General features: G+C 72.5%; 22 protein-coding genes. 11 read left to right on the top strand and 11 right to left on the bottom strand.

Annotated elements, in window-relative coordinates:
* The first annotated feature begins 319 nt into the window (after nt 1-319).
* Entirely contained in the window at nt 320-1,045 is a 726-nt protein-coding gene (locus ACLBXP_RS03680; RefSeq protein ID WP_447666193.1) for a TerB family tellurite resistance protein, read from the top strand.
* The gene (locus ACLBXP_RS03675) at nt 1,042-1,794 is read left to right on the top strand and encodes an N-acetylmuramoyl-L-alanine amidase (protein ID WP_447666192.1); all 753 of its coding nucleotides are present in this window, start codon (nt 1,042-1,044) and stop codon (nt 1,792-1,794) included. Before ACLBXP_RS03680 ends, ACLBXP_RS03675 begins: the two co-directional genes overlap by 4 nt.
* 30 nt (nt 1,795-1,824) lie before the next feature.
* Here the strand turns inward: ACLBXP_RS03675 and ACLBXP_RS03670 are convergent, their stop codons facing one another.
* Complete coding sequence (locus ACLBXP_RS03670; RefSeq protein WP_447666191.1) at nt 1,825-2,859, bottom strand: TerC family protein; 1,035 nt, start codon at nt 2,857-2,859, stop codon at nt 1,825-1,827.
* Between the two features lie 324 nt (nt 2,860-3,183).
* On the opposite strand from ACLBXP_RS03670, the gene ACLBXP_RS03665 reads away from it, so the two are divergent.
* The gene (locus ACLBXP_RS03665; protein WP_447666190.1) at nt 3,184-4,398 is read left to right on the top strand and encodes a TIGR03862 family flavoprotein; all 1,215 of its coding nucleotides are present in this window, start codon (nt 3,184-3,186) and stop codon (nt 4,396-4,398) included.
* A 67-nt stretch (nt 4,399-4,465) separates the two neighbouring features.
* Here the strand turns inward: ACLBXP_RS03665 and ACLBXP_RS03660 are convergent, their stop codons facing one another.
* Nucleotides 4,466-5,335 carry a collagen-like protein gene (locus ACLBXP_RS03660; RefSeq protein ID WP_447666189.1) on the bottom strand — a complete coding sequence of 290 codons (870 nt, stop codon included), beginning with the start codon at nt 5,333-5,335 and terminating at the stop codon, nt 4,466-4,468.
* Between the two features lie 247 nt (nt 5,336-5,582).
* Here ACLBXP_RS03660 and ACLBXP_RS03655 point away from each other — a divergent pair, with 247 nt between their 5' ends.
* From ACLBXP_RS03655 to ACLBXP_RS03635, 5 genes are all read left to right on the top strand, one after another.
* Nucleotides 5,583-6,353 (top strand): ImuA family protein, encoded by a 771-nt coding sequence (locus ACLBXP_RS03655; protein ID WP_447666188.1) that lies wholly within the window; start codon nt 5,583-5,585, stop codon nt 6,351-6,353.
* On the top strand, nt 6,280-7,869 hold the full coding sequence (locus tag ACLBXP_RS03650; RefSeq protein ID WP_447666187.1) for a Y-family DNA polymerase: 1,590 nt from the start codon (nt 6,280-6,282) through the stop codon (nt 7,867-7,869). The genes ACLBXP_RS03655 and ACLBXP_RS03650 overlap by 74 nt, the downstream gene beginning before the upstream one ends.
* A complete protein-coding gene (locus tag ACLBXP_RS03645) occupies nt 7,866-11,189 on the top strand; it encodes an error-prone DNA polymerase (RefSeq protein ID WP_447666186.1) in 3,324 nt (1,107 codons plus the stop codon). Before ACLBXP_RS03650 ends, ACLBXP_RS03645 begins: the two co-directional genes overlap by 4 nt.
* 57 nt (nt 11,190-11,246) lie before the next feature.
* Complete coding sequence (locus tag ACLBXP_RS03640; protein ID WP_447666185.1) at nt 11,247-11,690, top strand: hypothetical protein; 444 nt, start codon at nt 11,247-11,249, stop codon at nt 11,688-11,690.
* Nucleotides 11,691-11,755: 65 nt separating this feature from the next.
* Nucleotides 11,756-12,376: a Uma2 family endonuclease gene (locus ACLBXP_RS03635; RefSeq protein WP_447666184.1), complete on the top strand. Its 621-nt coding sequence runs from the start codon at nt 11,756-11,758 to the stop codon at nt 12,374-12,376.
* Nucleotides 12,377-12,378: 2 nt separating this feature from the next.
* Here ACLBXP_RS03635 and ACLBXP_RS03630 read toward each other — a convergent pair whose 3' ends face one another.
* Nucleotides 12,379-12,918, bottom strand: a complete 540-nt coding sequence (locus ACLBXP_RS03630) for a formaldehyde-activating enzyme (protein ID WP_447666183.1) — start codon at nt 12,916-12,918, stop codon at nt 12,379-12,381.
* A gap of 187 nt (nt 12,919-13,105) precedes the next feature.
* Here ACLBXP_RS03630 and ACLBXP_RS03625 point away from each other — a divergent pair, with 187 nt between their 5' ends.
* Complete coding sequence (locus ACLBXP_RS03625) at nt 13,106-13,327, top strand: hypothetical protein (protein ID WP_447666182.1); 222 nt, start codon at nt 13,106-13,108, stop codon at nt 13,325-13,327.
* 28 nt (nt 13,328-13,355) lie between these two features.
* Here ACLBXP_RS03625 and ACLBXP_RS03620 read toward each other — a convergent pair whose 3' ends face one another.
* The 6 genes from ACLBXP_RS03620 to ACLBXP_RS03595 form a co-directional block, all read right to left on the bottom strand.
* A complete protein-coding gene (locus ACLBXP_RS03620; protein ID WP_447666181.1) occupies nt 13,356-13,817 on the bottom strand; it encodes a hypothetical protein in 462 nt (153 codons plus the stop codon).
* Nucleotides 13,818-13,908: 91 nt separating this feature from the next.
* Nucleotides 13,909-15,660 carry a PAS domain S-box protein gene (locus ACLBXP_RS03615; RefSeq protein WP_447666180.1) on the bottom strand — a complete coding sequence of 584 codons (1,752 nt, stop codon included), beginning with the start codon at nt 15,658-15,660 and terminating at the stop codon, nt 13,909-13,911.
* 340 nt (nt 15,661-16,000) lie between these two features.
* Complete coding sequence (gene metH, locus ACLBXP_RS03610) at nt 16,001-19,741, bottom strand: methionine synthase (protein WP_447666179.1); 3,741 nt, start codon at nt 19,739-19,741, stop codon at nt 16,001-16,003.
* A gap of 74 nt (nt 19,742-19,815) precedes the next feature.
* Nucleotides 19,816-20,001, bottom strand: a complete 186-nt coding sequence (locus ACLBXP_RS03605) for a hypothetical protein (protein WP_447666178.1) — start codon at nt 19,999-20,001, stop codon at nt 19,816-19,818.
* Between the two features lie 43 nt (nt 20,002-20,044).
* Nucleotides 20,045-20,968 carry a methylenetetrahydrofolate reductase [NAD(P)H] gene (gene metF / locus ACLBXP_RS03600; protein WP_447666177.1) on the bottom strand — a complete coding sequence of 308 codons (924 nt, stop codon included), beginning with the start codon at nt 20,966-20,968 and terminating at the stop codon, nt 20,045-20,047.
* A gap of 51 nt (nt 20,969-21,019) precedes the next feature.
* On the bottom strand, nt 21,020-22,063 hold the full coding sequence (locus ACLBXP_RS03595; protein WP_447666176.1) for an ArsR/SmtB family transcription factor: 1,044 nt from the start codon (nt 22,061-22,063) through the stop codon (nt 21,020-21,022).
* A 183-nt stretch (nt 22,064-22,246) separates the two neighbouring features.
* On the opposite strand from ACLBXP_RS03595, the gene ACLBXP_RS03590 reads away from it, so the two are divergent.
* A complete protein-coding gene (locus tag ACLBXP_RS03590) occupies nt 22,247-23,095 on the top strand; it encodes a transglutaminase-like domain-containing protein (protein ID WP_447666175.1) in 849 nt (282 codons plus the stop codon).
* A gap of 40 nt (nt 23,096-23,135) precedes the next feature.
* On the opposite strand, the gene ACLBXP_RS03585 is transcribed toward ACLBXP_RS03590, so the two are convergent.
* A complete protein-coding gene (locus ACLBXP_RS03585; protein ID WP_447666174.1) occupies nt 23,136-24,536 on the bottom strand; it encodes a dicarboxylate/amino acid:cation symporter in 1,401 nt (466 codons plus the stop codon).
* Between the two features lie 221 nt (nt 24,537-24,757).
* Here ACLBXP_RS03585 and ACLBXP_RS03580 point away from each other — a divergent pair, with 221 nt between their 5' ends.
* Nucleotides 24,758-25,186: a L,D-transpeptidase gene (locus tag ACLBXP_RS03580; protein ID WP_447666173.1), complete on the top strand. Its 429-nt coding sequence runs from the start codon at nt 24,758-24,760 to the stop codon at nt 25,184-25,186.
* A gap of 10 nt (nt 25,187-25,196) precedes the next feature.
* On the opposite strand, the gene ACLBXP_RS03575 is transcribed toward ACLBXP_RS03580, so the two are convergent.
* Nucleotides 25,197-26,156 carry a hypothetical protein gene (locus tag ACLBXP_RS03575; RefSeq protein ID WP_447666172.1) on the bottom strand — a complete coding sequence of 320 codons (960 nt, stop codon included), beginning with the start codon at nt 26,154-26,156 and terminating at the stop codon, nt 25,197-25,199.
* Between the last annotated feature and the right edge of the window lie 269 nt (nt 26,157-26,425).

Below are 26,425 nucleotides of genomic sequence, written 5' to 3'. Positions count from 1 at the left end.
GGCCACGGGCCGGGCCGGCGGCGCGCTCGCGGGCGCGGCGATCGGCGGCGCCGGCGGCGCCATCGCGGGTGCCGCCACGGCGCCGCGCTGCCCCTACGGCACCTACCGCGACGCCTACGGCGACGTGTACTGCCGCTGAGCCCGGCAGGACGGATCGCACGAAGACGGATCGCACCAAACCGGGGGCCGGCGCCGCGCGCCGGCCCTTTCTCGTCCCCGGCGAAGCGGCTATCCCACGCGGTCCCGAACCGCCTGCCGTGAGCCGCCCTTTGCCGGACCGTCCGTCACCCGCCCCCATCCTCGCCGCGCGGGCCCGCCGATGACCTCGGGCATCTGGGGCAAGCTCGGCGGCGTCGGCCTCGGCATGGCGATCGGTGGCCCCCTCGGGGCCCTGGCCGGTGGTGTGGCCGGCCATTTCCTGGTGGACCGGGAGGGCGCGCCCTTCGGCACCACCCCGCGGGACGTGGTCTTCACCACGGGCCTCGTGGCGCTCGCCGCCAAGATGGCGAAGTCCGACGGCGTGGTGACGCCATCCGAGGTGGAGGCCTTCGGCAAGGTGGTGCAGGTGGAGCCCGCGGCCCGGGCCGGCGTCGCGCGCCTGTTCGACCTCGCCAAGGCGACGACCAGCGGCTACGAGGCCTATGCCCGCCAGATGGCGAGCGTGTTCCACGACGAGCCGGCCCTCCTGGAGGACGTGCTCGACGGCCTCTTCCACATCGCCAAGGCGGACGGGGCGATCCACGAGGCCGAGGCGTCCTACCTGCAGGCCGTGGCGACGATCTTCGGCTTCGACGAGGCCGCCTTCCGGCGCATCGGCGCCCGCCACGTCCGGCTCGCCGACGACCCCTACGGCGTGCTCGGCCTGGAGCACGACGCGGACGACGCGGCCCTGAAGGCCCGCCACCGCGCCCTCGTCTCGGAGAACCATCCGGACCGGGCCATCGCGCGGGGCCTGCCGCCCGAGGCGGTGGCGATCGCCACGCGCCGGCTCGCGGCCATCAACGCGGCCTACGACCGGATCGCGGCCGAGCGGGGCCTGCGGTGACGGCGGCCCCCGAGAGCCCCGTCGCCTCCGGCGTGATGCCCTCGCCGAACCACGGCGCGCGGCGCGGCGGCCCCCCCGACATGCTGCTCCTGCACTACACCGGCATGGAGACGGCGGCCGCGGCGCTGAGCCGCCTCGCGAACCCGATCGCCGAGGTCTCGGCCCACTACGTCGTGCTCGAGGCGGGCCGCGTGGTGCAGATGGTGCCCGAGGGCCGCCGCGCCTGGCACGCGGGCCGGTCCGCCTGGAAGGGCGAGCGCGACGTCAACTCCCGCTCGATCGGCATCGAGATCGCCCATCCGGGCCATGCGGGGGGGCTGCCGCCCTTTCCCGAGGCGCAGATCGCCGCCGTGATCGCCCTGTGCGGCGACATCCTGGGCCGGCACCGGATCCCGCCCGAGCGGGTGCTCGCTCATTCGGACGTGGCGCCGGGGCGCAAGGAGGACCCGGGCGAGGGCTTTCCGTGGGCCCGCCTCGCCGCCGCCGGGATCGGCCACCTCGTGCCCGCGGCGCCCTTGCGGGACGGGCGCTTCTTCGCCCGGGGGGATGCCGGCCAGCCGATCGAGGCGCTGCAGGCGATATTCACCCTCTACGGCTACGACCTGCCGGTGACGGGCGTGTTCGACGCGGCCACCCACGCGGTGGTCACCGCCTTCCAGCGCCACTTCCGCCAGGAGCGGGTGGACGGGGTGGCCGACGCCTCGACCATCACGACGCTGCGCGACCTGATCGCCGCGCTGCCGGCCTGAGGCTCGTCGGGCGCGGCGGCAGCGCGGGCCTCAGGCGCGCCCGCGCGCCTCCGCCTCGTGCCGCGGCTCCACCTGCGGGTCCGCGGCCGGGGCCTCGCCGCGGGTGCGCCAGAGGCTGTAGGCGATGCCGGCGGCGAGCACCACGACGGTGACGAGGAGCGACACCCACGGCGGCACGTCGACGAGCGAGAAGGTGTCGGCCACCACGATCTTGGCGCCGATGAAGATCAGGATGAAGGCCAGCGCCGGCTTCAGGTAGGCGAAGCGATCGACCATCGCGGCGAGCGCGAAGTAGAGGGCGCGCAGGCCCAGGATCGCGAAGATGTTCGAGGTGTAGACCACGAAGGTGTCGGTGGTGATGGCGAAGATCGCCGGCACGCTGTCGACCGCGAAGATCACGTCGGCGCCGTTGACGAGGACGAGGGCCAGGGCCAGGGGCGTCAGCCACAGGGCCGTCCGGCCGGTCTCGGGGTCGGTCTTGCGCACCGTGAAGCGCTGGCCGTGCAGCTCGGGCGTGACCCGGAACGCCCGGCGCAGCCAGCGCACGACGGCGTTCTGGTTCATGTCGCCCGCCTCCTCGTCGCCCGAGAAGAGCATCTTGAGGCCGGCATAGATCAGGAAGGCCGCGAACAGCGACAGCACCCAGTGCACCTGGTGCACCAGGGCGGCGCCGAGGCCGATCATCAGGCCGCGCAGCACGATCGCCGCCAGGATGCCCCAGACCAGCACCCGGTGGTGGGCGACGCGGGGAATGCCGAGGGAGGTGAGGATGACCGAGATGACGAAGACGTTGTCCATGGACAGCGACTTCTCGATGACGAGGCCCGTCACGTATTCCTGGCCGGCCTTGGGCCCGAGCTCCCACCAGACGAATCCGCCGAAGGCGAGGCCGAGGCTGAAGTAGAAGGCCGTGAGCCCGAGGCTCTCCTTGATGCCGATCTCGTGGTCCTTGTCCCGGTGCAGGACGCCGAGGTCGAAGGCGAGCAGCACGAAGACGAGCGCGTGGAAGCCGAGCCAGAGCCAGACCGGCTTGCCGAGCCATTCGACGTACAGGAGATCGACCATCGGGGACCGTGATGCTTCGCGAGGAGGAAAGCATCGGCTCCGACATCACGGAGGCATGAGGCGCCTCTCGCAAGCCGCCCGCCGGGCCGCCCGCGGCCGTCGGGTGGACGCCCGCGGATCCGGGCGTCTTGCAAGGTGCTCCAAGATGCGTCCCGCCAGAGGGGCCCGCAGCCGATGGGCGCGAGTTAGGGGTAGGATCCCGGCGAATCAAGGGCAGCGGCTGGGCGGCCCGGGCAGGCCTGCCCCGTGAGGCATGTCTTGATAGGCCTCCCTCCGGGAGGCATGCCTTGACAGGCCCGCGCCGCGGGGGCCTTCCGGTGCCGCATGGATGAGTGCTCCGAACTCGCGGTGGTGGGCGGCGGCCCGGCGGGGCTCGCCGCCGCCGAGGTGCTGGCCGGGGCGGGCCGGGCCGTCACGGTCTACGAGCGGATGCCCTCGGTCGCCCGCAAGCTCCTGATCGCCGGCCGGGGCGGGCTCAACCTGACCCACGGCGAGCCGCTGCCGGACTTCCTGGCCCGCTACCACCCCGCCGACGCCCTGCGCGGCGCCATCGAGGCCTTCCCGCCCCAGGCCCTGCGGGACTGGTGCGCGGGGCTCGGGCAGCCGACCTTCGTGGGGTCGAGCGGGCGGGTGTTCCCCGAGAGCTTCAAGGCCTCGCCCCTGCTGCGGGCCTGGCTCGGGCGCCTCGACGGGCTCGGCGTCCGCATCCGCACGCGCCACCGGCTCACGGGCTGGGGCGAGGCCGGCCTCGCCTTCGCGGGCCCGGAGGGCCCGGTGACGGTCCGGCCCCGCGCCGTCCTGCTGGCGCTCGGCGGCGCCAGCTGGCCGCGCCTCGGCTCTGACGGGGCCTGGGTGCCGCTCCTCGCGGAGGCCGGCGTGGCGGTTTCCCCCTTGAGCCCCTCGAACGTGGGCTTCCGGGTCGCCTGGTCGGAGGTGTTCCGCGAGCGCTTCGCGGGCGAGCCCCTGAAGCGGATCGCCCTCACGGCCGGGGCGCGGACGGTGCGGGGCGAGGCCCTGATCACCCGGGACGGCATCGAGGGCGGGGCCGTCTACGCCCTGTCGCGGACCTTGCGCGAGGCGGTCGCGGCGGAGGGCGCGGCACAGGTCACCCTCGACCTGCGCCCCGACCTGACGGCCGCCGCCCTCGCGGCGCGGCTCGCCAGGGGGCGGCCCGGCGAATCCCTGGCGACGCGGCTGCGCAAGGCCGCGGGGCTCTCGCCCGTGGCGTCGGGCCTGCTGCGCGAGGCGGCCGGCGGCCCGCCCCCCGCCGGGGCGGAGGCGCTGGCCGCCCTGATCAAGGCCGCGCCGCTCACCCTGACCGCGACGGCCGACCTCGCGCGGGCGATCTCCACCGCGGGCGGCGTGCGCTTCTCGGGCCTCGACGGGCGCTTCATGCTGCGGGCGCATCCCGGCACGTTCGTGGCCGGGGAGATGCTCGACTGGGAGGCCCCGACCGGCGGCTACCTCCTCCAGGGCGCCTTCGGCAGCGGCCGCGCGGCCGCCGCCGGCATGCTGGACTGGCTGCGGGAGGCGGCCTGACGGGCGCGCCGCCCGCCGGGGCGGCGCGCGCGGCTCGGGTCCAACCTCCCGCGAGGACGGCGCCGGCTCACGGCCGCGCGCAGAACCCCACCATGCCGCCGGCCTCGGCCGGGCAGGTGGCCCGCGCGCCGCCCGGCGCGAAGACGGGGCTGCCCGCCTTCAGGCAATGGGCCGAGACGAAGACCTCGCCACTCTCGCAGGCGAGCTCGCAGCCCTCCGCCGGACAGGTCTCGGCGCGCACGGAGCGGAAGGGCGCGGGCGCCGCCGCGACCGGCGGGGCGGGCAGGCCCGCCTCGCCCTTGGGTCCCGCCTCGCCCTTCGGGCCGGGCTCTCCCTTGGGCCCGACGCTACCCTGCGGACCAGCCTCACCCTTGGCACCCGGCTCACCCTTTGCACCCGGCTCACCCTTGGGCCCCTGTTCTCCCTTGGCACCGGCCTCCCCTTGCGGGCCGGGCGGGCCCTGAAGCCCGGCGATGCCCTGCGGACCGGCCGGACCCGGCTCCCCTTGGGGACCCGGCTGGCCGTTCGGCCCGCAATTGGCCACCACCGCCTCGCGCTCGTCCTCGCCCGCCTTGAGGGTGACGGTGCAGTTCGTCGGCATGTGGGGCAGCCGGAACAGGAAGCGCCCGCGCCGGTCGGCCATCACCGAGATGTCGTCGTCGAGGATCACCACGGTGCCGCCCCGGCGCACGCTGCCCGAGATGCGCAGGTCCCCGGCCTCGATGCGGGCATCGTAGACCATGATGGGCTGGCTCGGGGCCTGGGCCTGCGGCCGCCGCGCCCGCGTCCGGCCCGGCGACGCCGCGGGCGCCTGGGCTGCCGGCGCCTGGGCCGCCGCCGGCGCTTGGACGCCCGCGTCCGGCTGCTGCGCCCCGGCGGGCAGGGCCGCGAGCGGAAGCAGGCCGGCGAGGGCCGTGACGGCGCGCAGCAGACGCATGGACGTTTCCCCGGATGTCGCCGCACCTCCGGAGCGCGGCCGCGGCGACATTGCCGCCGCGCTTCGACGGGGGTCAAGCCTCGGCCGGCACGCCCGAGTCCGCGGGCTCGTCCGGCGCCGTCCACATTCGTCCACAGCCGTCCACAGGCCAACCGTCTGGCAAAAGACGGAAATCCGAACCCGTCCGGAAACCGGTTGAGCTTGTTCACTCTTTGTTCCTAGTCTGTGGGCATGGAGTCGAGCGGGAATGGAGCGGTCTCATGACGAGCCGGAAGCGGACGAGCCGCGGCGGGATCGGACGGCGATCCTCGCGGAGCTGCGCGGCCGCCTCGGGCACGGCCCGGAGCGGCAGGCCGGCTCCGTCCTGCCCATCGGGATTCCCACCCTCGACGGACGCCTGCCCGGGTCGGGCCTGGCGCTCGGCCGCCCCCACGAGATCGCGCCCCTCACCGAGGGCGACGAGGCGGCGGCCCTCGGCTTCGCCCTCGCCCTCGTGGCCCTGCGCCTCGCGCGGGTGCCGGGCGAGGCGCTCCTCGTCCTCGCGCCCGGGCACCCGACGCCCTACGGCCACGGCCTCGCGGCCCTCGGGCTCGATCCGGACCGGCTCCTCGTCCTCGAGGCGGGCGGCGACGCGGAGGTCCACCTCGCCCTGGAGGAGGCCCTGCGGACCGGCAGCCTGCCGGCCGTGGCCGGGTTCCTCGACGGCGGCCTGCCCTTGACCCAGGGGCGCCGGCTCCAGCTCGCTGCCGAGGCCGGCGCCCCCCTGCTGCTGATCCTGCGCCCGGCCGCCGCCGACCTGCCCAACGGGGCGGCGACGCGCTGGCGGATCGCCGCCGGCCCCGCCCTGCGGGACCGCTTCGGCTGCACCGTGCGCGCCCGCTGGCGCGCCCGGCTCGACCGCTGCCGCAACGGGCGGCCCGGGGACTGGCTCCTGGAGTGGGATCATGCCGCGCATCGTTTCGGTCTGCCTGAGCCACTGGCCGATCACGCGCCTGCGCCGCGCGCGGGGCGAGGCTGAGGGCGACCGCCCCGCCGTCGTGGCGGCGGCGGGCCCGGGAGGCCTGCGGCTGACGGCCGTGGATGCGCGGGCCTGGGCGCTGGGCCTGCGCCCGGGCGAGCCCCTCGCCCGGGTGCGGGCGCGGATCGGCGCGGACCTCGCAGTCCACCCGGCCGATCCCGAGGCGGATGCGGCGGCCTTGCTGCGCCTCTGCCTCTGGGCGCAGCGCTACACCCCGCGCGTCGCGCCCTTCGGCGCGGCGGAGGCGTGCGAGGGCTTCTTCCTCGACGTGACGGGCGCGAGCCATCTCCTCGGCGGCGAGGCGTCCCTGATGGACGACCTCCGTGCGCGCCTCGCCGCCCACGCGGTGCCGGCCCGGCTGGCGCTGGCCGGCACGCCCGGCGCCGCCTTCGCCCTCGCCCGCCACGGGCCGGACGGCCGCGTGGTGCCGCCGGAGGAGACCGGGGCGGCCCTCGCCGGGCTGCCCGTCGAGGCCCTGCGGCTGGAGCCGGGCGCCGCCGCGGCCCTGCGGCGGCTCGGCCTGCGCCGGATCGGCCAGCTCGCCGAGGCCCCCCGGGCCCCGCTCAACCGCCGCTTCGGCGAGATCCTCGCGACCCGCCTCGACCAGGCGCTCGGCGCGCGGCCTGAGCCCCTCGCCTGCCTCGGCGAGGCGGTGCGGTACGGCGCCGTGCGGGGCTTCCTGGAGCCGATCGGGCGGCAGGAGACCATCGTGCGGGCGGCCGAGCGGCTGATGCGGGAGGTCGTGCCCCGCCTGGAGGCGGACGGGGTCGGGGCGCTCGGCCTGCGGCTGACCCTGCACCGGGTCGACGATGCGCTCCGCAGCCTCGATCTCGGGCTCGCCGAGCCGACCCTGTGCGCGGACCATGTCGGCCGCCTGCTGGCCCTGCGCCTCGACCGCCTCGGAGCGGCGCTCGATGCCGGCTTCGGCTTCGAGACCGTCCGGCTCGACGTGACCGCGACGGGCCCGCTGCCGCGCCGCCAGGCCGTGCTCACCGGGGCCGCGGCGCCCCCGCCGCTGGCGCCGCTGGTCGACGCGCTGCACCAGCGCCTCGGCCGCCGGGTGATCCGGCTGGAGCCGCAGGGGAGCCACATCCCCGAGCGGGCCGACCGGCTGATGCCGTGGCGGGGCGGGCCGGGCGGCGGGAAGCCCCGGGACGGGGCGGCGGAGGAGCCGGGACGCGCCGCGCCCGGGACGGCCCCCGTCTGGCCCCGACCGCCGGACGGCGCGCAGCCCCGGCCCCTCGTGCTGCTCGAGCGGAGCGAGGCGGCCGAGGACGTCATCGCGGCGGCGCCCGAGGGACCACCCCGGCGCTTCCGCTGGCGGCGGCGGCTGCACCGGGTGGCCCACGCGGAGGGCCCGGAGCGGATCGCCTCCGAATGGTGGCGCCGCGCCGGCCCGGCCCGCGACTACTACGTGGTCGAGTGCGAGGCCGGCCGCCGGCTCTGGCTCTACCGGGACGGCCCCCATGCCGCCGGCGAGCCGGCCGCCTGGTTCGTGCACGGGCTGTTCGCGTGAGCGGCTACGCGGAGCTCGCCGTCACCACGAACTTCTCCTTCCTGCGGGGCGCCTCCCACCCGCAGGACTACGTGGAGCAAGCCCTGGATTACGGCCTCGCGGCGATCGGCATCGCCGACCGCAACACCGTCTCGGGCCTGGCGCGGGCCTACGCGGCCGCCCGGGTGAAGCCGGCCGGGCCGCGCAGGGCCGGCGACCCGGAGGCGTGGCGCATCCCCTTCCTGCCCGGCGTGCGCCTCGTGACCGAGGAGGGCTTCGAGGCCGTCACCTACCCGACCGACCGGGCGGCCTACGGCCGGCTCTGCCGCCTGCTCTCGACGGGCAACCGCCGCGCCGCCAAGGGGACGTGCCGCTTCGCCTTCGACGAGATGCTGGGGGCGGCCGAGGGCCAGGTCTTCCTCGCGATGCCGCCGGAGCGCCGGGCCGTACCGCCGCGGGCCTTCGCGGAGCGCCTCGCGGCCCTCGCCGAGGCGGCGCCGGACCGCACCTACCTGGCGGGCAGCCACGCCCGGCGCGGCGACGAGCGCCGGCGCCTGGGCCTGCTCGCCGAGCTCGGGCGGCGCCTGCGCGCGCCCCTGGTGGCGGTCTCGGACGCCCTCTACCACCATCCGGACCGGCGCCCGCTCCAGGACGTGCTCGCCTGCATCCGCCAGGGCTGCACCCTGGAGACTGCGGGCACCCGCCTGGAGGCGAATGCCGAGCGCCACCTGAAGCCCGCCGCCGAGATGGCGCGCCTCTTCGCCGACCATCCGGACGCCGTCGCCCGGACGCTCGAGATCGCGGCCGCCTGCAGCTTCTCGCTGGGCGAGCTGAAGTACGAGTATCCCGAGGAGCCGGTGCCCCCGGGGCTCAGCGCGCAGGCGCACCTCGAGGCCCTCACTCTGCGCCGCGCGGAGTGGCGCTACCCGGACGGGGTGCCGGACCGCGTGGCGGCGACGCTGCGGGAGGAGCTCGCCTTCATCGCGCGGCAGGACTACGCTCCCTACTTCCTGACGATCAGCGCGATCGTCGACTTCGCCCGCGACCGGGGCATCCTCTGCCAGGGCCGCGGCTCGGCGGCGAACTCGGCGGTCTGCTTCTGCCTCGGCATCACCGCCGTCGACCCGGCCCACCATCGGCTGCTCTTCGCCCGCTTCATCTCCGAGAACCGCGGCGAGCCCCCCGACATCGACGTCGACTTCGAGCACGAGCGCCGCGAGGAGGTGATCCAGCACCTCTACGCGACCTACGGCCGCGAGCGGGCCGCGATCTGCGCGACGGTGATCCACTATCGCCCGCGCTCGGCGATCCGGGAGGTCGGCAAGGTGCTCGGCCTCACCGAGGACATCACCGGCGCGCTCGCCGAGACCGTCTGGGGCTCCTGGGGCCGCGACCTGCCGGACGGCCACGTGGCGCAGGCCGGGCTCGACCCCGGGAACCCGCTGATCCGCCGGGCGGTCGACCTCGCCGTGTCGCTGATCGGCTTCCCGCGCCACCTGTCGCAGCACGTCGGCGGCTTCGTGCTGACCCGCGCGCGCCTCGACGAGACGGTGCCGATCGGCAACGCCGCCATGCCCGGCCGCACCTTCATCGAGTGGGACAAGGACGACATCGACGTGCTCGGCCTGATGAAGGTCGACGTGCTGGCGCTCGGGATGCTCTCCTGCCTGCGGCGCGGCTTGGACTTCCTGGAGCGGGATTACGGCCAGACCTACCCGACGCTCGCGGACCTGCCGGCCGAGGACGCGGCCGTCTACGCGATGCTGTCGCGGGCCGATTCGGTCGGCGTCTTCCAGGTCGAGAGCCGCGCCCAGATGGCGATGCTGCCGCGCCTGAGGCCGCGGGCGTTCTACGACCTCGTCGTGCAGGTGGCGATCGTGCGGCCGGGCCCCATCCAGGGCGACATGGTCCACCCCTACCTGCGCCGCCGGGCGGGCGAGGAGCCCGTGGAGTACCCGGCCCCCCACCCCGAGCACGGCCCGGCCGACGAGCTCTACGCCGTCCTCCACCGGACCTTCGGCGTGCCCCTGTTCCAGGAGCACGCCATGCAGATCGCCATCACGGCGGCGGATTTCAGCCCGGCCGAGGCCGACGGGCTGCGGCGCGCCATGGCGACCTTCCGGCACAACGGCGCCATCGGGGGCTTCGAGGAGAAGTTCGTGGGCGGCATGACCCGGCGCGGCTATGCGCGGGACTTCGCCGAGCGCTGCTTCGCGCAGATCCGCGGCTTCTCCACCTACGGCTTCCCGGAGAGCCACGCGGCGAGCTTCGCGCTCCTCGTCTACGCCTCGGCCTGGCTGAAGTGCCGCCATCCGGACGTGTTCCTCGCCGCCATCCTCAACGCGCAGCCGATGGGCTTCTACCAGCCGGCCCAGCTCGTGCGGGACGCCCGCGCCCACGGCGTCGAGGTGCGGGGGCCGGACGTGAACGCGAGCGACTGGGACTGCACCCTGGAGCCGGCCGCCGAGCCGCCGCCCCCGGGCGCGCCCCGGCGCCTCGCCGTGCGGATCGGCCTGCGCCAGGTGAGCGGGCTGCCCGAGGCCGCGATGCGCCGGCTCGTGGCGCTGCGCGGCAACGGCTACGCCAGCATCGAGGGCCTGCAGGCCGCGCTCGCGCTGCCCCGCAACACCCTGGAGCGGCTCGCCGAGGCGGATGCCTTCCGCTCCCTCGACCTCGACCGCCGCGCCGCCCTCTGGGCGGTGCGCAGCCTCGAGGGCGGCGGGCGGAGCCTGGCGGCCACGGCGGACCGGCGCGCGCACCTCGACGCGCCCCTCCCCCTCTTCGCGCTGCATGCCGACGACGGCCTGTTCCGGCACGAGCCCGCGGTGGCGCTGCCGGCCCTCGCCCCCTCCGAACAGGTCGCGGAGGACTACACGGCGACCGGCCTCTCCCTGAAGGGGCACCCCGTCGCCTTCTTCCGCGCGCGCCTCGCCCGGATCGGCGCGATCCCCACCCGCGCCCACCTGGCCGAGGACCTGCCCCCCGGCCCCGTGACGGTGGCGGGCCTCGTGCTGACCCGCCAGCGGCCGGGCACCGCCAAGGGCGTGGTCTTCCTGACGCTGGAGGACGAGACCGGCATCGCCAACGTCATCGTCTGGCGCAAGGTGTTCGAGGCGAACCGCCGGATCGCCATGACGGCCCGGTTCCTCGCGGTGCGCGGGCGCGTGCAGGGCCAGGGCACGGGGGAGCACCGGGTGGTGCACCTCGTCGCCGAGCGGTTCCGCGACCTCACCGGGGAGCTGCGGGCACTGCGCGAGGGCGGCGTGCGGCTGCCGGCCGAGACCACGGACTTCGGAGCGCCCGCGGACCGGCGCGTCTTCCGCAGCCGGGACTTCCATTGAGTGGCCGTCGCACGGAAAGGCTCTCGACAGCCGCCGGCCCGTCCGTAGAGTGCCGCCATGCTTCGCCTCGCCTTCGCCCTCTCCCTCCTCCTCAGCCCCGCCGCGGCCCGGGCCGACACCTGCGACGGGCTCGCCCAGCAGATCGCCGCGGCGACCGGCGGCAAGGTCGGGCGACGGGCCGGCCCGAGCATCGATATCCGGGTGCCGGGCGCGATCAAGCTCGACGTGACCTGCCGGGCCGAGCCCATCGTGCAGGCGAGCTCCGCCGAGGCGCAGCCCTCCGGGGCCTTCTTCCGCGACCTCGCGGTGGCCTCGCAGCTCCTGGTCGGCGAGCCGGCCGAGACCGTGGCGCCGATCATCGCCCGGGCGCACGCCACCTCCCTCGCCGAGCGGCGCAAGTCCTTCATCCAGCAGAACGGCTGGTCGGCGAGCTGCTACACCGATCCGTCGAGCAGCAGCCTGCGGACCCTCTGCTCGGTCGGTCGCATCCCGCCGGGGTGAGAGGCGCTTGACGCATCCCGGAGAAGGCCGGAAGCTCGGCACGCCGCATCCATCAGGGGCCTCGCATGCCAGCTCTGAGCCCGCGCGCGCCGGATAGCCACCTCGCCTTCATGGAGTTCGTGGAGACACGCCCGGACGAGGAGAAGTGGGAACTGATCGGGGGCCGCTACGTCATGCAGGCGCAGCCGAACTTCCATCACCAGCTCATCGCGGGTGATCTCGAACGCCTGTTGAGCGAGGGGCTGCGGAGGGTCGGAGCCTCACGGGTCGCCCTGCAGAACCCGGCTCTCGACCTGCGACCGGCCATCGAAGGGCATACCTACGTGCCCGACGTCGCGGTTCTGGATTGGGCGGACATCGAGCCTGGCCGCAACGTGACGCGGACGTTCTACCTCGCCGCCGAGATCCTCTCGCCGAGCGACCGCCGACGGCTCTCCGGCAGCACCCGCCAGAAGATCGACGTGAAGCTCGCCGGCTACGAGGCCGTGCCCTCCTGTGAGGCCGTGCTCCTCATCGAGCAGCAGGCCTACGACGTGACCGTCTCGGAGCGCCGCGGCGGAGCCTGGGTGCGGACACGGCTCACCGCGCCCGCGGACCGGATCGTCCTGCCGGCCTTCGGCCTCGATCGCCCGATCGCCGACCTCTACGCGCGCACCGCCCTGGCACGCGTAGAGGCCCCGGGCTGACCTCAGTACTCGATCACGTCCTCGAGGGCGTAGTGCTTCACCGTTTTGCGGTTGGCGATCAGTTCGTCGACCGTCGGCTCGCCCTTCAGCGCTCGGCCGATGGCGAGCTTCGTCGCCTCGTAGTTGGTGCGGTAGAGGTCCTTGCGGTCGAGGTTCTCGTCCTCGGCGCAGCGCGGGTCGAGCCAGATCATGATGATCATGCATAGCTCGTCGAGGCCCTCGCGCGGCAGGATGCCCTCGATGATGCAATCCACGATCGCGTCGCCCGTGGCCGCCTGCACGATGCCGCCGAGGAGCTCGACGTATTCCGCGGTGTGGATCGTCGCCTTGGTGGTCATCATGGTGGCCGGGCGGACGAGCTGGTTGAGGTCGCGCACCACGAACATGCGGGTGTGGCCCTGCACCTGCCCCATCATGCCGGCGAACGCCTGACCGACCGGGCCGCGCGTCGAGCCGATCAGCACCTCGGGCATCGCGTCGGTGTACTGCCCGTCGGCCGCCAGCACCGTCGCCTCGCCCGTACGAAACCAGATCTCGGACATCCTGCTTGAACCCTTCGCCTGTGCGGTCCCGGGCCACAACCGCCCGGGTCGAGGGGGCGTCAAACACCAGCCGGGGCCGGAGCGTCAATCGCGGATCGGTTCCCGGACACGCGGGGCGCCCCTGGCATCGACCGGCCCGATCGGCCATGCAGGACGCATCCGCCACGAAACGACGCGAGAGGGGTCGATGAACGGATCGAAGAGGAGCCGCGACTGGAGCCTGTCGGTCGCCAGCGCCGAGGACGGCGTGCGCCTCGAATTCGGCCTCGGCGACCTGGAGGGCCGGCCCTTCACGGCCGTCCTCGACCTCGACCGGACCGAGGCCCGGACGCTGGCGCGCGCCCTCCTCGCCGCCGCGGGCGACGCGATGGAGCGCACCTTCCCGCACCCGCCCGAGGGGCAGCCCTGACCGGAGCGCGGTTGTCGCGCGAAGGCCCTCAGCGCCCCCCGATGCCGACGCCGCCGCGGCCCGGCAGGCGCGGGACCTTGGTGCCGCGCGGCTCGATCGGCCCCGCGCAGGCGTAGGCGAACTCGGTCTGCAGGTCCGTGAACACGGTCTCGCCGGTGATGCGGCAATCCTCCCGGACGGTCTCGTCGAGGTAGGCCCGCGCCGCGAGGCGGAAGCGCTCGGCCCGGCTCGCCGCCGGGTCGCGGCCGGCGTAGCGGTCGCCGATGCCGCAGCCCGTCACCTCCCGCAGGGCGTTCGAGACGATCAGCATCCGGCGCTGCTGGCGCTGGTCGTAGACCTCGTAGGGGTCGTTGCAGCCGATGGTGACGACCTGGGGCGTCAGGCTGACGTAGGTCTTGGAGATGTAGGAGAAGCCCGTGCAGCCCGAGGCCGCGAGGCTCAGGGACGCGAGCGCGACCACCGGCGCCAGCCGCTTGCCTGTCATTGCCATCCGACCGGGACCCTGCCGCCACGCTTCACCGTGAGCCGCATTGAAGCGGCTCGGCGGCTGCGGTCAAGCCTGACTCCGCCCCGGCCCGCCCCTATGCCCAGGCCGAGAGACCCTCGCCGATGAGGCGCACGTCGCCCGTGGCCGTCTGCATGCTCGCCGAGATGGAGCGGGTGACGATGGTCTGCTGCTCGATGGCGGCCGTCGCCTGCGTGACGAAGTCCTGCACCGAGGCGACGCCGGCCCCGATCACCGTGAGGGTGCGGCCGACCTCCTCGGACACGTCCTGCATCGCGGCGATCTCCTCGGAGATCCGGCTCGTCGCGACGGTGGCCTGATTGGCCAGGGTCTTCACCTCGTTGGCCACGATAGCGAAGCCCTTGCCCGCCGCGCCCGCCCGCACCGCCTCGATGGTGGCGTTGAGGGCGAGCAGGTTGATCTGCTCGGCGATCTTGGTGATCGCCTGCACCACCCCGTCCATGGCGCGGGCCGCCTCGCGCAGGCGCCCCTGCGAAGCGTCGGCGATCTGAGACTGCGCGTGGATCCCGTCGACGGTCTGCTTGGACCGCAGCATCGTCTCGGCGATCTCGGCGACGGAGGCGCTCATCTCCTCGGCCGCGGTCGCGACCGCCTGCACGTTGTCGAGGGTCTGGGCCGCCGCGGAGACCGCGCGGGCTCGCGCCTCCATGTTGCGGGTGACGTCGACGGCGTACTTGACGATCTTGTAGGGCCGCCCGTTCAGGTCGAGGATCGGGTTGTAGGTCGCCTGGATCGCGACCTTGCGCCCGTTGCGGCCGACGCGATCGAAGATCGCCGAGAAGTACTCACCCCGGCGCAGGCGCTGCCAGAACTCCTGGTACTCGCGGCTCCGCGCGAAGGCAGGATCCACGAACATCTGGTGGTTCTGGCCCTGGATCTCGCTGAGGCGGTAGCCGATCGCGTTGCAGAAATTGTCGTTGGCATCGAGCACGCGCCCGTCGAGATCGAACTGGATGACCGCCTGCGAGCGGCTGATCGCCTCGAACTGGCCGAGGAAGTCGGCCGCCTGCAGCTTCTCGGCCGTGACGTCGGTGGCGTACTTCACGATCTTGAAGGGGCGCCCGTTCATGTCGAGGATCGGGTTGTAGCTCGCCCGGATCCAGACCTCCCGGCCGCCCTGGCCGATCCGCCGGAACTCGCCCTGCTGATGCTCGCCGGCCCGCAGCTTCTGCCAGAACGAGGCGTAGTCCCAGCTCTCGACCGTGTCCGCATCGACGAACATGCGGTGGTTCTGCCCGCGGATCGCCGCGAGCTCGTAGCCCATGCTGTCGAGGAACTGCCGGTTGGCATCCAGGATGGTGCCGTCCATCGCGAAGTGGATCACGGCCTGGACCTGGTTGATCGCCGCGATCTGGCCCTCGTGATCCGCGTTGCGCAGCTTGCGCTCCGTCACGTCGGTGGCGAACTTGACCACGCGGATCGGGCGGCCCGCAGCGTCGAGGATCGGGTTGTAGGTCCCCTGGATCCAGATCTCGCGTCCGCCGCGCCCGATGCGGCGGTACTCGCCGGCCTGAAACCGCCCGCACTTCAGGTCCTGCCAGAAGACCCGGTAGGCATCGCTCTCCACCTCGCCCGGGTCGATGAACATCCGGTGATGCCGGCCGATCACCTCGTCGGGCTCGTAGCCGAACAGGGCCAGGAAGTTCGGGTTCGCGTCCAGGATCGTGCCGTCCATGCCGAACTCGATGGTCGCGAGCGACCGGTCGAGGGCCTGGAGCCGCGCCCTGCTGTCGCCGTTCCCGTGAACGGCCGCGCGCGCCCCCGATTGTCCGGCTGCCGTTTTCCGTGTCCGTGCGTTGAAAAACATCGCTCACCCCCGCGACCTACTCAAGGGGCTTTGCAGTTAAATATTCGTTATTGTGAGATCATACTTTGTTTATAACACTTATTTGGTTCTAATACACTTATAGTTCGAAACAAGTCATTCAAGCCTATCCAGCGGTTGCAGCGAGAGCTTAGACCGTCCTTTTGCCGGCCCGGCGGCCGGGGCAGTCTCCGGAAAGAGACCGCATGCGCCCCGCGATCCGACGGGTCCGAGCGCGCGTGCTCGCGAGCATGTGAAGGGCCGCCGGACCGCACGCGTCGGACCAGCGGGCCTTGCGGCCATCCTTCAGTGGTGACGAAGCCCGAAGGCCCCGCGGGCGCGGCTATGCGGCCGCGGCGGCCGGGATCTGCGCCGGATCGTAGTTGAGGATCGGCCCGAGCCAGCGCTCGATCTCCGCCACCGCCATGCCCTTGCGGGCAGCGTAATCCTCGACCTGGTCCCGCTCCACCTTGGCGACGCCGAAATAGTGCGCCTCCGGGTGGGCGATGTAGAGGCCGGAGACCGAGGAGCCCGGCCACATGGCGTAGGATTCCGTGAGCTTCACCCCGACCCGCCGCTCCGCCTGGAGCAGGTCGAACAGGGTGGTCTTCTCGGTGTGGTCGGGCTGGGCCGGATAGCCGGGCGCCGGGCGGATGCCGTCGTAGCTCTCGTGGACGAGTTCCTCGGGCGTGAAGCTCTCACCCGCCGCATAGCCCCAGAACTCCCGGCGGACCCGCTCGTGCATGCGCTCGGCAAAGGCCTCCGCGATGCGGTCGGCGAGCGCCTTGACGAGGATCGCCCGGTAGTCGTCGTTCGCCCGCTCGAAGCGCTCGGCGATGCGGACCTCCTCGAGCCCCGCCGTGACCACGAAGCCGCCGACGTAGTCGGCGAGGCCCGTCGCCTCCGGCGCCACGAAGTCGGACAGGCAGGTGTTCGCCCGCCCGTCGCGCTTGGACAGCTGCTGACGCAGCCCGTGGAAGGTGGCGAGCCGCTCGGCGCGGCTCTCGCCCGTGTAGAGCGCGATGTCGTCGCCGACGGCGTTGGCCGGCCAGAAGCCGATCACCGCCTTGGGGTTGAACCAGCGCTCCTCCACGATCTGCCGCAGCATCGCCTGCGCGTCCTCGAACAGGGCGCGGGCCGCCGGCCCCTGCTCGGGATCGTCGAGGATCGCGGGGAAGCGGCCCTTGAACTCGTAGGTCTGCAGGAAGGGCGTCCAGTCGATGTAGGGCACGAGGTCGGCGACCTCGTAGCTCCCGAACACGCGGGTGCCGGTGAAGCTCGGCTTCGTCGGCCGGTAGGCGGACCAGTCGACCTTGAAGGCGTTGGTCCGGGCCTTCGCGAGGGGCAGGCGCTGCTTGTCGGCCTCCGAACGGGCATGGGCCGCCGCAACCTTGGCGTACTCGGCCCGCACCTTCTCGATGACCGCGCCCCGGCTCTCCCGCGAGATCAGGCTCGACACCACGCCGACCGCGCGGCTCGCATCCGTCACGTAGACCGCCTGGCCGCGCCCGTAGGCGGGGTGAATCTTCACCGCCGTGTGGACCCGGCTCGTGGTGGCGCCGCCGATGAGGAGCGGCACGTCGAAGCCCTCCCGCTCCATCTCGCCGGCCACGTGCACCATCTCGTCGAGGGAGGGCGTGATCAGCCCCGAGAGGCCGACGATGTCGACCTTCTCGCGCTTGGCCGTGTCGAGGATCTTCTGCGCCGGCACCATCACGCCGAGGTCGATGATCTCGTAGTTGTTGCAGGCCAGCACGACGCCGACGATGTTCTTGCCGATGTCGTGGACGTCGCCCTTCACGGTTGCCATCAGCACCTTGCCGGCGGACTGGCGCGGGGCGCCGTCCTTCTCGGCTTCCATGAAGGGTTCGAGGTAGGCCACGGCCTGCTTCATCACGCGGGCGGACTTCACCACCTGCGGCAGGAACATCTTGCCAGCGCCGAACAGGTCGCCGACCACGTTCATGCCGGCCATCAGGGGGCCCTCGATGACGTGGAGCGGGCGCTCGGCCCCGGCCCGCGCCTCCTCGGTGTCGGCGACGATGTACTCGGTGATGCCGTTGACGAGGGCGTGCTCGATGCGCTTGTCCACCGGCGCCTCGCGCCAGGACAGGTCGGCCGCCTTGGCCTGCGCGCCGCCCCCCGCCCGGAAGCGCTCGGCCGCCTCCAAGAGGCGCTCGGTGGCGTCGTCGCGGCGATTCAGCACCACGTCCTCGCAGAGGTCGCGCAGGTCCGCGGGGATCTCGTCGTAGACGGCGAGCTGGCCGGCGTTGACGATGCCCATGTCCATCCCGGCCTGGATGGCGTGGTAGAGGAAGACCGCGTGCATCGCCTCGCGCACCGGCTCGTTGCCCCGGAAGGCGAAGGACAGGTTCGAGACGCCGCCTGAGATGTGGGCGTGGGGCAGCCCCTCGCGGATCTGCCGCGTCGCCTCGATGAAGGCCACGCCGTAGGGGTTGTGCTCCTCGATGCCGGTGGCCACCGCGAAGATGTTCGGGTCGAAGATGATGTCCTCAGGGGGGAAGCCGACCCGCTCGGTGAGGATCTTGTAGGCGCGGGTGCAGATCTCGACCTTGCGCTCCAGGCTGTCGGCCTGGCCCTTCTCGTCGAAGGCCATCACGACGATCGCCGCGCCGTAAGAGCGGCACACCTGCGCGTCGTGGATGAACTTCTCCTCGCCCTCCTTCATGGAGATCGAGTTCACGATCGCCTTGCCCTGCAGGCACTTGAGGCCGGCCTCGATGACCTCGAACTTCGAGGAATCGACCATCACCGGCACCCGGGCGATGTCGGGCTCGGCGGCCACGAGGTTGAGGAACTCGACCATGGCGCGCTGCGAGTCGAGCAGACCCTCGTCCATGTTGACGTCGATGACCTGCGCACCCGCCGCCACCTGGTCGCGGGCGACGTCGAGGGCCGCGGCGTAGTCCCCGTTGGTGACGAGCTTGCGGAACTTGGCCGAGCCCGTGACGTTCGTGCGCTCGCCGACGTTCACGAAGGGGATCTCCTTCGTGAGGACGAAGGGCTCCAGGCCCGACAGCCGCATCAGGCGCGGGATCTCGGGGATCGCCCGCGGCGCCTTGCCGGCCACCGCCTCGCTGATCGCGCGGATGTGGTCCGGCGTGGTGCCGCAGCAGCCGCCCACCATGTTGACGAGGCCGCTCTCGGCGAACTCGCCGACGAGCTTGCCCATCGCCTCGGGGCTCTCGTCGTAGAGCCCGAACTCGTTCGGCAGGCCGGCATTCGGGTAGGCGCAGACCAGGGTGTCACAGATGCGCGACAGTTCGGCGATGTGGCCGCGCATCTCGCGGGCGCCGAGGGCGCAGTTGAGCCCGAAGGTCAACGGATCGGCGTGGCGGAGCGCGTGCCAGAAGGCGGCCGGCGTCTGGCCCGACAGGGTGCGCCCGGACAGGTCCGTAATGGTGCCGGAGATCTGGATCGGCAGGCGGATGCCGGTCTCCTCGAAGACGGCCCAGGCCGCCGCCACCGCCGCCTTGGCGTTCAGCGTGTCGAAGATCGTCTCGATCAGGATCAGCTCGGCGCCGCCCGCGATGAGGCCGCGCACCTGCTCCGCGTAGGCGTCCCGCACCTGGTCGAAGGTGACGGCGCGGTAGCCCGGGTTGTTCACGTCCGGCGAGATCGAGAGCGTGCGGTTCGTCGGGCCGATGGCGCCGGCCACGAACCGGCGGCGGCCGTCCTGCGCCTCGGCGAGTTGCGCCGCCTCACGCGCGAGGCGCGCGCCCTGCGCGTTCAGCTCGTGGATGATCGGCTCCATGCCGTAATCGGCCTGGGCGATCGTGGTGCCCGAGAAGGTGTTCGTCTCGCAGACGTCCGCGCCGGCGAGGAAGTAGTCGAGGTGGATCTGCCGGATCGCGTCCGGCTGCGTCAGGATCAGGAGGTCGTTGTTGCCCTTCTGGTCGTGCCCGTGGTCGCGGAATCGCTCGCCGCGGAAGTCCGCCTCGGTCAGCCCGAGCCGCTGGATGACGGTGCCCATCGCCCCGTCGAGCACGAGGATTTTCTCCGACGCGCGCTGGCGGAGCTCCCGCGCGATCTCGGTGCCGTCGACGGGGGGGAATGCGGTCATCGAATCTCTCGTAGGGGCGACGCGTCGGCCGGGCCGATGCGGGTCCTCCCGCCGGGGCGGGAGGCCGATGGATGTCAGGCGTGCGCTTCGAGGACGGACTCGCCGTTCACGGCCTCACGAAGGTTATCGAAGCGCCGATCAAGCTGGTCGAAGCGCGCGTCGTGTTGCTCCAGCTTTCGATCGACGCGCTCGAATCCAGCGCGCGTCTCTGCACGCATCTCGTGCAGAAGTGGCAGGATCCTATCTTGCGGTTCGGCCACGGCAGCGTCTCCATGGGGCCGTTCGTCTGGCCCCATCCTCAATCTAGGCTGCCGCCTTTGCGGCCGCCACCTTCGGCCCCTGCGCGCGCAGGCCCAGGAGGTGGCAGATCGCGTAGACGAGGTCGGAGCGGTTCATCGAGTAGAAGTGGAAGTCCTCCACGCCCTGGTCGACGAGGTCGAGCACCTGCTCGGCCGCCACCGCGGCGGCGACCAGGCGGCGGGTCTCCACGTCGTCCTCCAGCCCCTCGAAGCGGGCGGCGAGCCAGTAGGGCACCGAGGCGCCGGTGCGGCGGGCGAAGTTCGCCGCCTGCTTGAAGTTCTGCACCGGCAGGATGCCGGGAATGATCGGGATCTCGATCCCGGCCGCTCGGACCTTGTCGCGGTAGCGGAGGTAGATTTCGTTGTCGAAGAAGAACTGGGTGATCGCTTGGTCGGCCCCGGCATCGACCTTGGCCTTCAGGGCATCGATGTCGGCATCGAGGTTCGCGGCCTCGGGGTGCTTCTCGGGATAGGCCGAGACCGAGACCTTGAAGTCGCCGATGCGCTTGATGCCGGCCACGAGGTCGGCGGTCTGCGCGTAGCCGCCCGGATGGGGCCGGTAGGCGTGGCCGACGCCCTCCGCCGGGTCGCCGCGCAGCGCCACGATGTGGCGCACGCCCGCATCCCAGTAGGACTGCACGACGCCGTCGATCTCGTCCTTCGTGGCATCGACGCAGGTGAGGTGGGCGGCGGGCCTGAGGCTCGTCTCACGCACCATCCGGGCGACGGTGTTGTGCGTGCGCTCGCGGGTGGAGCCGCCCGCCCCGTAGGTCACCGAGACGAATTTCGGCTGCAGCGGCGCGAGGCGCTCGATCGAGTTCCAGAGGATCCGCTCCATCTCCTCGGTCTTCGGCGGGAAGAACTCGATGGAGACGCGGATCGGGCGGTAGCCATCCCGGCTGGCGCGGTGTTGGGAGGCTGTGGGCATCGGAATCGTCCTCTTCAAGCGGTCGGTCCGGACGGCGGGAAACGCGAAAGGTCAGGCGACCGCGCGGGCCGGCGCGGCGTCGGTCGTCAGGTCAGGTATGGTCCCGTCGGGGATCGCCGCGATGGCCTCCGCGGCGAGCCAGAGGGTGACGGTGAGGTTCTGCTCGGCGGCCGCGGCCGGCACGAGGTGACGGATCTCCGTGGCGGGCAGGCCGGATTCGGCGAGCCAGCCGGCCACCTGCTCGTCGGCGAAGCCGAGGCGGCGGTGGGCCTGGGCCTCGCGCAGGAACTCGAGGTCGTGGGGGGCGAAATCAACCACCAGCAGCCGGCCGCCCGGCGCCACGAGACGGCCGGCCTCGCGCAGCGCCCTGGCCGGGTCGTCGAGGTAGTGGAGCACCTGATGCACCACCACGAGGTCGAAGCTGCGGCTCGCGAAAGGCGGCGCGTGGATGTCGCCCTGGCGCAGGTCGACCCGCGCGAGACCGCGCCGCTCGAGGTTCGCCCGGGCGACCGACAGCATGGCGTGGTTGGAATCGAGCCCCGTGGCGCGGCCGGCGAGCGGCGCCAGCAGACCGAGCATGCGGCCGGTGCCGGTGCCGAGGTCGATCAGGCTGCCGACCGGCCGCGGCCCGAGCACGTCGAGCACCGCGGCCTCGACGGCAGCCTCGGGGACGTGAAGCGAGCGGATCTGGTCCCATTTCGGTGCGAGCCGGGCGAAGAAGGCCTGGGCAGCGTCCGCTCGCTGCACCCGCACCGCCTCCAGCCGGGCCCGGTCCTCGGAGAGCGGTGCGACCGCCCGGTCGATGCCGGCGATCAGGGAATCGACCAGGGCGGCCCGACCCTCGGCGAGGCGGAAGAAGGCCCAGGCGCCTTCCCGGTGACGCTCGATCAGGCCGGCCTCGACCAGGAGCTTCAGGTGGCGGGAGATCCGCGGCTGGGACTGGCCGAGGATGTCGGTGAGGTCCGACACCGACAGTTCGCCCTCGAACAGCAGCGCGAGGATGCGCAGGCGACTCTCCTCCGCCGCGGCCCGCAGGGCCGCGAGGGCGTCGACGAAGCGGACGGGGGCCGATCCCTGCTGACGCGTGCTAGACATAAAGATATCTTTATGTGCGTTTTGCGATCTTGGCAAGCGCTACCATGTTGGCGCTCGCCACGGCCTCAACCCGCCCCATGCCGTGAATTTGAGCAGCAACTGCTGATTTCGCAGCGCTGCATTGCGGAACCGGGGCCGTGAACTCCTGTTAAGCCCGACATTACCCAATTCACGGCAACCCCCATGCACATCCGCACCGGTTACACTCTGGCCTTCGACACGCCCGCGCAGACCCCGATTACGCTGCTCCTGAACATCCGGCCGGAGCGCCGCGGTGATCTGGTGACGCCGGAGGTCATCACCGTCGACCCGCCCGTGCCGACGTCCCAGCACGTGGACGGATTCGGCAACGTGGCGACCCGGCTCGTGGCACCCTGCGGCCGCATCACCTTCTCAACCGATTTCACGATCGCGGATTCGGGCCTGCCGGACGCGGTGGCGCCGGGGGCCCGGCAGATCCCCGTGCAGGACCTTCCCGACGACGTGCTCGTCTACCTTCTCGGCTCCCGCTACTGCGACACCGACAAGCTCTCGGCCACCGCCTGGTCGCTGTTCGGCACCGCGCCCGAGGGCTGGGGCCGGGTGCAGGCCATCGTGGACTACGCGCATGCGCGCCTGCGCTTCGACTATCAGATGGCCGACGCGACGCGCACGGCGCATGACGGCCACACGCAGCAGGTCGGCGTCTGCCGCGACTTCGCGCACCTCGCCATTACCCTGTGCCGCTGCATGAACATCCCGGCCCGCTACGCCACGGGCTACCTCGGCGACATCGGCGTCCCGAAGGACCCGGCCCCGATGGACTTCTCGGCCTGGTTCGAGGTCTTCCTGGAAGGCCCCGAGGGTCCGCGCTGGTACACGTTCGACGCGCGCCACAACGTGCCCCGCATCGGCCGCATCGTCATGGCCCGGGGCCGGGACGCGACGGATTGCGCCCTCACCACGAGCTTCGGCCCGGCCTGGCTCGCGCGCTTCGAGGTGCACACGGACGAGGTGGAGCAGCCGACCGCCGATCTGGCTCGGGCGGCCTGAGGGGCCGCCCGCCGGCAGGGACAGCGGTTTCCGCGGAGGACTACTCCGCGGCCGCGACCTTCGGAGCACCCGGATCCTGCACGGAGCCGGTGTCCATGGGCTGGGGCGACTCGTCCGAGATGTGGGTGCCGATCGAGACCGGGTGCGCCATCACCTCGTTGAGCTTGGCCACGTCGAGCTCCCCCTCCCAGCGGCTAACGACCACGCAGGCCACGCCGTTGCCGACGAGGTTCGTGAGCGCGCGGCACTCCGACATGAACTTGTCGATGCCGAGGACCAGCGTCATCGCAGCGACCGGAACGGGGTTGTTCGGGATCGCCGCGAGCGTCGCGGCCAGCGTGATGAAGCCGGCCCCCGTGACGCCCGACGCGCCCTTCGAGGTCAGCATGGCCACGACGATGATGGTCGCGTACTGCCCGAACGACAGGTCGGCTCCCACGGCCTGCGCCAGGAACAGCGTCGCCAGCGTCATGTAGATGTTGGTGCCGTCGAGGTTGAACGAGTAGCCGGTGGGGATGACGAGGCCGACGACAGAGTCCGAGGCCCCCAGGCGCCGCATCTTCGTCATCATGTGCGGCAGCACCGTCTCCGAGGAGGAGGTGCCGAGCACGATGAGCAGTTCGTCCTTGATGTAGGCCAGGAACCGGAAGATCGAGAAGCCGGCGAACCGGGCGATGGAGCCGAGCACCACGATCACGAACAGCAGGGCCGTGACGTAGAAGGTGCCCACCAGCCAGGCGAGGTCGACGACCTTCTGGATGCCGTACTCGCCGATGGTGAAGGCCATGGCGCCGAAGGCGCCGATCGGCGCGAGCTTCACGATGAGGCCGATGATCCGGAAGAAGACCTGGCCCGCCGTGTCGATGGCGTGGGCGATGCCCTCGGCCTTCTTGCCCATGCCGGTGACGACGACGCCGGTGAGAATCGAGATCAGCAGCACCTGCAGCAGGTCGCCGGTCGCGAAGGCGTCGAAGAAGCTCTTCGGAATCAGCGCCATGATGTGGGCGACCGTCGAGTCGGCGGCGGCCTTGCTCGCGTAGGTTGCGACCTTGCTGGCGTCGAGCTTGGACGGATCGGCGTGGAAATCGGCGCCGGGCCGGATCACCTCGCCGACGAGGACGCCGATCAGCAGCGCGATCGTCGAGACGACCTCGAAGTAGATCAGCGCCTTGAGGCCGACCCGGCCGACCTTCTTGAGATCGCCGATCGATGCGATGCCGTGCACGATGGTGCAGAAGATGATCGGCGCGATCATCATCTTGATCAGGGCCACGAAGGCGTCGCCGAGCCACTTCAGCGACTTGCCGACGTCCGGGTAGAAGTAGCCCAGCGCGACGCCGAGGGCGATCGCGATCAGGACCTGGATATAGAGCACCTTGTACCACGGTTCGGACGGCGCGGACGCCGCAGCCGGTGCTGCGTGAGTGGTCGACTGGGCCATGCTTCCTCGCCCCTGCACGCGTAGCGCGCATTATTCGTGTTATCGGCGCACAAGGCTAACCAAGTCGCGCCCCGGCCTCAACGTCGGCTCAGTATTTCGACCCATCCCGTCGATGACAAAAAGTTGTCGACGTCCGCGAAGCCCGCCTTTCCAGGCGCTCCGTCTGGTCTCATCCATGGTTGAGCTGCCGAGATCCGGCCGCCCCTGCCGGAGCCCAGCCCGTGCCGCTCGTCCGCCTGCTTCGCACCGCCCTCCTGGGCGGTCTGCTCCTCTGCGCCTTCGGGGTGCCGGCGGGGGCTGGAATCGTTGCCCGGATCGACCAGTCCCACCAGCGCATGCGCGTCTACGTCGACGGGGCGCTGGCCTACGACTGGCCGGTCTCGACGGCCCGGCGCGGATACGTCACGCCGAACGGGAGCTTCCGGGTGGGGCTGATGGCACCGATGTGGCGGTCGCGCAAGTATCACGGGTCGCCGATGCCGCATGCGATGTTCTTCCGCGGCGGCTACGCCATCCACGGCACCTACGCGGTGGGCAGCCTCGGGCGGCGGGCGAGCCACGGCTGCATCCGCCTCAGCCCGGGGCACGCGCGGGCGCTCTACGAGCTGGCGCGCGCCCATGGCGGGGCGCGCGTCGAGATCCGGCAGTGAGACCTGGGGCCTACTGCTGCGTGCGGCGGGGGCGCACCGTCCAGCGCTCGAAGGCGGAGGCGGGGTCGGACTCGCGGTTGGCCTCGCCCTCGTGGGGCTGCTGGATCGCCGCGCCGAGGGCCTGGGACAAGCTCTCGATCACGTCGTCGATGCGCGCGTCGCCCTGGGCGGGCTCGCCGTGCTCCGCCGTGGCCTCGGGCGCGGGGGGCGCCTCGGCCTGAGGCGCCTCCTCGACCGGGTGATGATGCTGCTCCTCCGGCTCGGCCCGCTGCTCGGGCATCGCCGCGGCGGCCGCCACGGGCGCGGCCACGGCGCCGGTGCCGGCGATGCGGCGCAGGGCGTTGACGACGCCGTCATCCTCGCCGCGCGGCGCCTCGGCGGGCCGCTCGGGCCGCTCGGGCGGCTTGGCCGACGCGGTGCCACCGCTGCCGTAGCGCCCGAACCCGAAGCGGGGCTCGATCAGGTCGAGGACGGCTTCGAGCGCGGCGTTGCTGAGGCTGATCTCGCCGGACTGGGGCGGTCCCTGCAGGGCGACCGCGTGGCGCTCGTAGGAGGCCTCCTGCGTCACCTCCCGGCCGAACCAGGCCGGCGCCGCGAACCCGCTCGCCTCGTTCGCGTCCGCGAAGGCGACGCTGATCAGGTCGAGGCTGCCCGGGCTGACGTAGCGGTCGATCGCGACCTCCTGGCCGCCCACCGACAGGGTGGTGCGGTCGTAGGCGGCCTTGCCGCTGCAGACGTCGAGCAGGGCGTCACCGTGGGCCCGCGGCACGTCGGTGCGCTCCTCGGCGAGCTTCCCGTCCGCCGCCTGCGTGACCAGCACGAGGTGGCACTGCTGCCCGTCGACCCGGACGAAGGAGGTGCGGCCGGCCTGGGGGGCGAAGTAGCCCTCCGTGATGCGCGAGCCGCCGCGCTCCTTCCGGATCAGGCGCACCAGGGACGGGGCCACGAGAAATCGCCGCACGACGCTCATTCATACATCTCCGCGCAATCGCCTCGCCGGGGCGTACCGGGCCCCGAGGAGAGACGCCTCGTCCGCCATGCTCTCGGAGCCGAGGCCGGATCCCGAAGACTGTCCACGAGCGACACAATAGCTTCGCCGTTGCGTGGGAAGACCTTCGCTCCGCCCCGCCAATGCCTCGACTGCGAGCGCTACGGCGGTTCACGTCCCTTAACGGACTAAGCAAAAAGGCGTCGAAATCAAGACCGCGGGGCGGCCCGTCCTCCGAACGGCGAGGTCTG

This window comes from Methylobacterium sp. A54F, assembly GCF_053346035.1.
This window is presented reverse-complemented; position numbering and strand designations above follow the sequence as displayed.

Coding starts and splice junctions, on each gene's coding strand:
- ACLBXP_RS03680 (WP_447666193.1), top strand. CDS start 320: ATGACCTCGGGCATCTGGGGCAAGCTCGGCGGCGTCGGCCTCGGCATG.
- ACLBXP_RS03670 (WP_447666191.1), bottom strand. CDS start 2,859: ATGGTCGATCTCCTGTACGTCGAATGGCTCGGCAAGCCGGTCTGGCTC.
- ACLBXP_RS03665 (WP_447666190.1), top strand. CDS start 3,184: ATGGATGAGTGCTCCGAACTCGCGGTGGTGGGCGGCGGCCCGGCGGGG.
- ACLBXP_RS03660 (WP_447666189.1), bottom strand. CDS start 5,335: ATGCGTCTGCTGCGCGCCGTCACGGCCCTCGCCGGCCTGCTTCCGCTC.
- ACLBXP_RS03655 (WP_447666188.1), top strand. CDS start 5,583: ATGGAGCGGTCTCATGACGAGCCGGAAGCGGACGAGCCGCGGCGGGAT.
- ACLBXP_RS03650 (WP_447666187.1), top strand. CDS start 6,280: ATGCCGCGCATCGTTTCGGTCTGCCTGAGCCACTGGCCGATCACGCGC.
- ACLBXP_RS03640 (WP_447666185.1), top strand. CDS start 11,247: ATGCTTCGCCTCGCCTTCGCCCTCTCCCTCCTCCTCAGCCCCGCCGCG.
- ACLBXP_RS03635 (WP_447666184.1), top strand. CDS start 11,756: ATGCCAGCTCTGAGCCCGCGCGCGCCGGATAGCCACCTCGCCTTCATG.
- ACLBXP_RS03630 (WP_447666183.1), bottom strand. CDS start 12,918: ATGTCCGAGATCTGGTTTCGTACGGGCGAGGCGACGGTGCTGGCGGCC.
- ACLBXP_RS03625 (WP_447666182.1), top strand. CDS start 13,106: ATGAACGGATCGAAGAGGAGCCGCGACTGGAGCCTGTCGGTCGCCAGC.
- ACLBXP_RS03620 (WP_447666181.1), bottom strand. CDS start 13,817: ATGGCAATGACAGGCAAGCGGCTGGCGCCGGTGGTCGCGCTCGCGTCC.
- ACLBXP_RS03615 (WP_447666180.1), bottom strand. CDS start 15,660: ATGTTTTTCAACGCACGGACACGGAAAACGGCAGCCGGACAATCGGGG.
- metH (WP_447666179.1), bottom strand. CDS start 19,741: ATGACCGCATTCCCCCCCGTCGACGGCACCGAGATCGCGCGGGAGCTC.
- metF (WP_447666177.1), bottom strand. CDS start 20,968: ATGCCCACAGCCTCCCAACACCGCGCCAGCCGGGATGGCTACCGCCCG.
- ACLBXP_RS03595 (WP_447666176.1), bottom strand. CDS start 22,063: ATGTCTAGCACGCGTCAGCAGGGATCGGCCCCCGTCCGCTTCGTCGAC.
- ACLBXP_RS03590 (WP_447666175.1), top strand. CDS start 22,247: ATGCACATCCGCACCGGTTACACTCTGGCCTTCGACACGCCCGCGCAG.
- ACLBXP_RS03585 (WP_447666174.1), bottom strand. CDS start 24,536: ATGGCCCAGTCGACCACTCACGCAGCACCGGCTGCGGCGTCCGCGCCG.
- ACLBXP_RS03575 (WP_447666172.1), bottom strand. CDS start 26,156: ATGAGCGTCGTGCGGCGATTTCTCGTGGCCCCGTCCCTGGTGCGCCTG.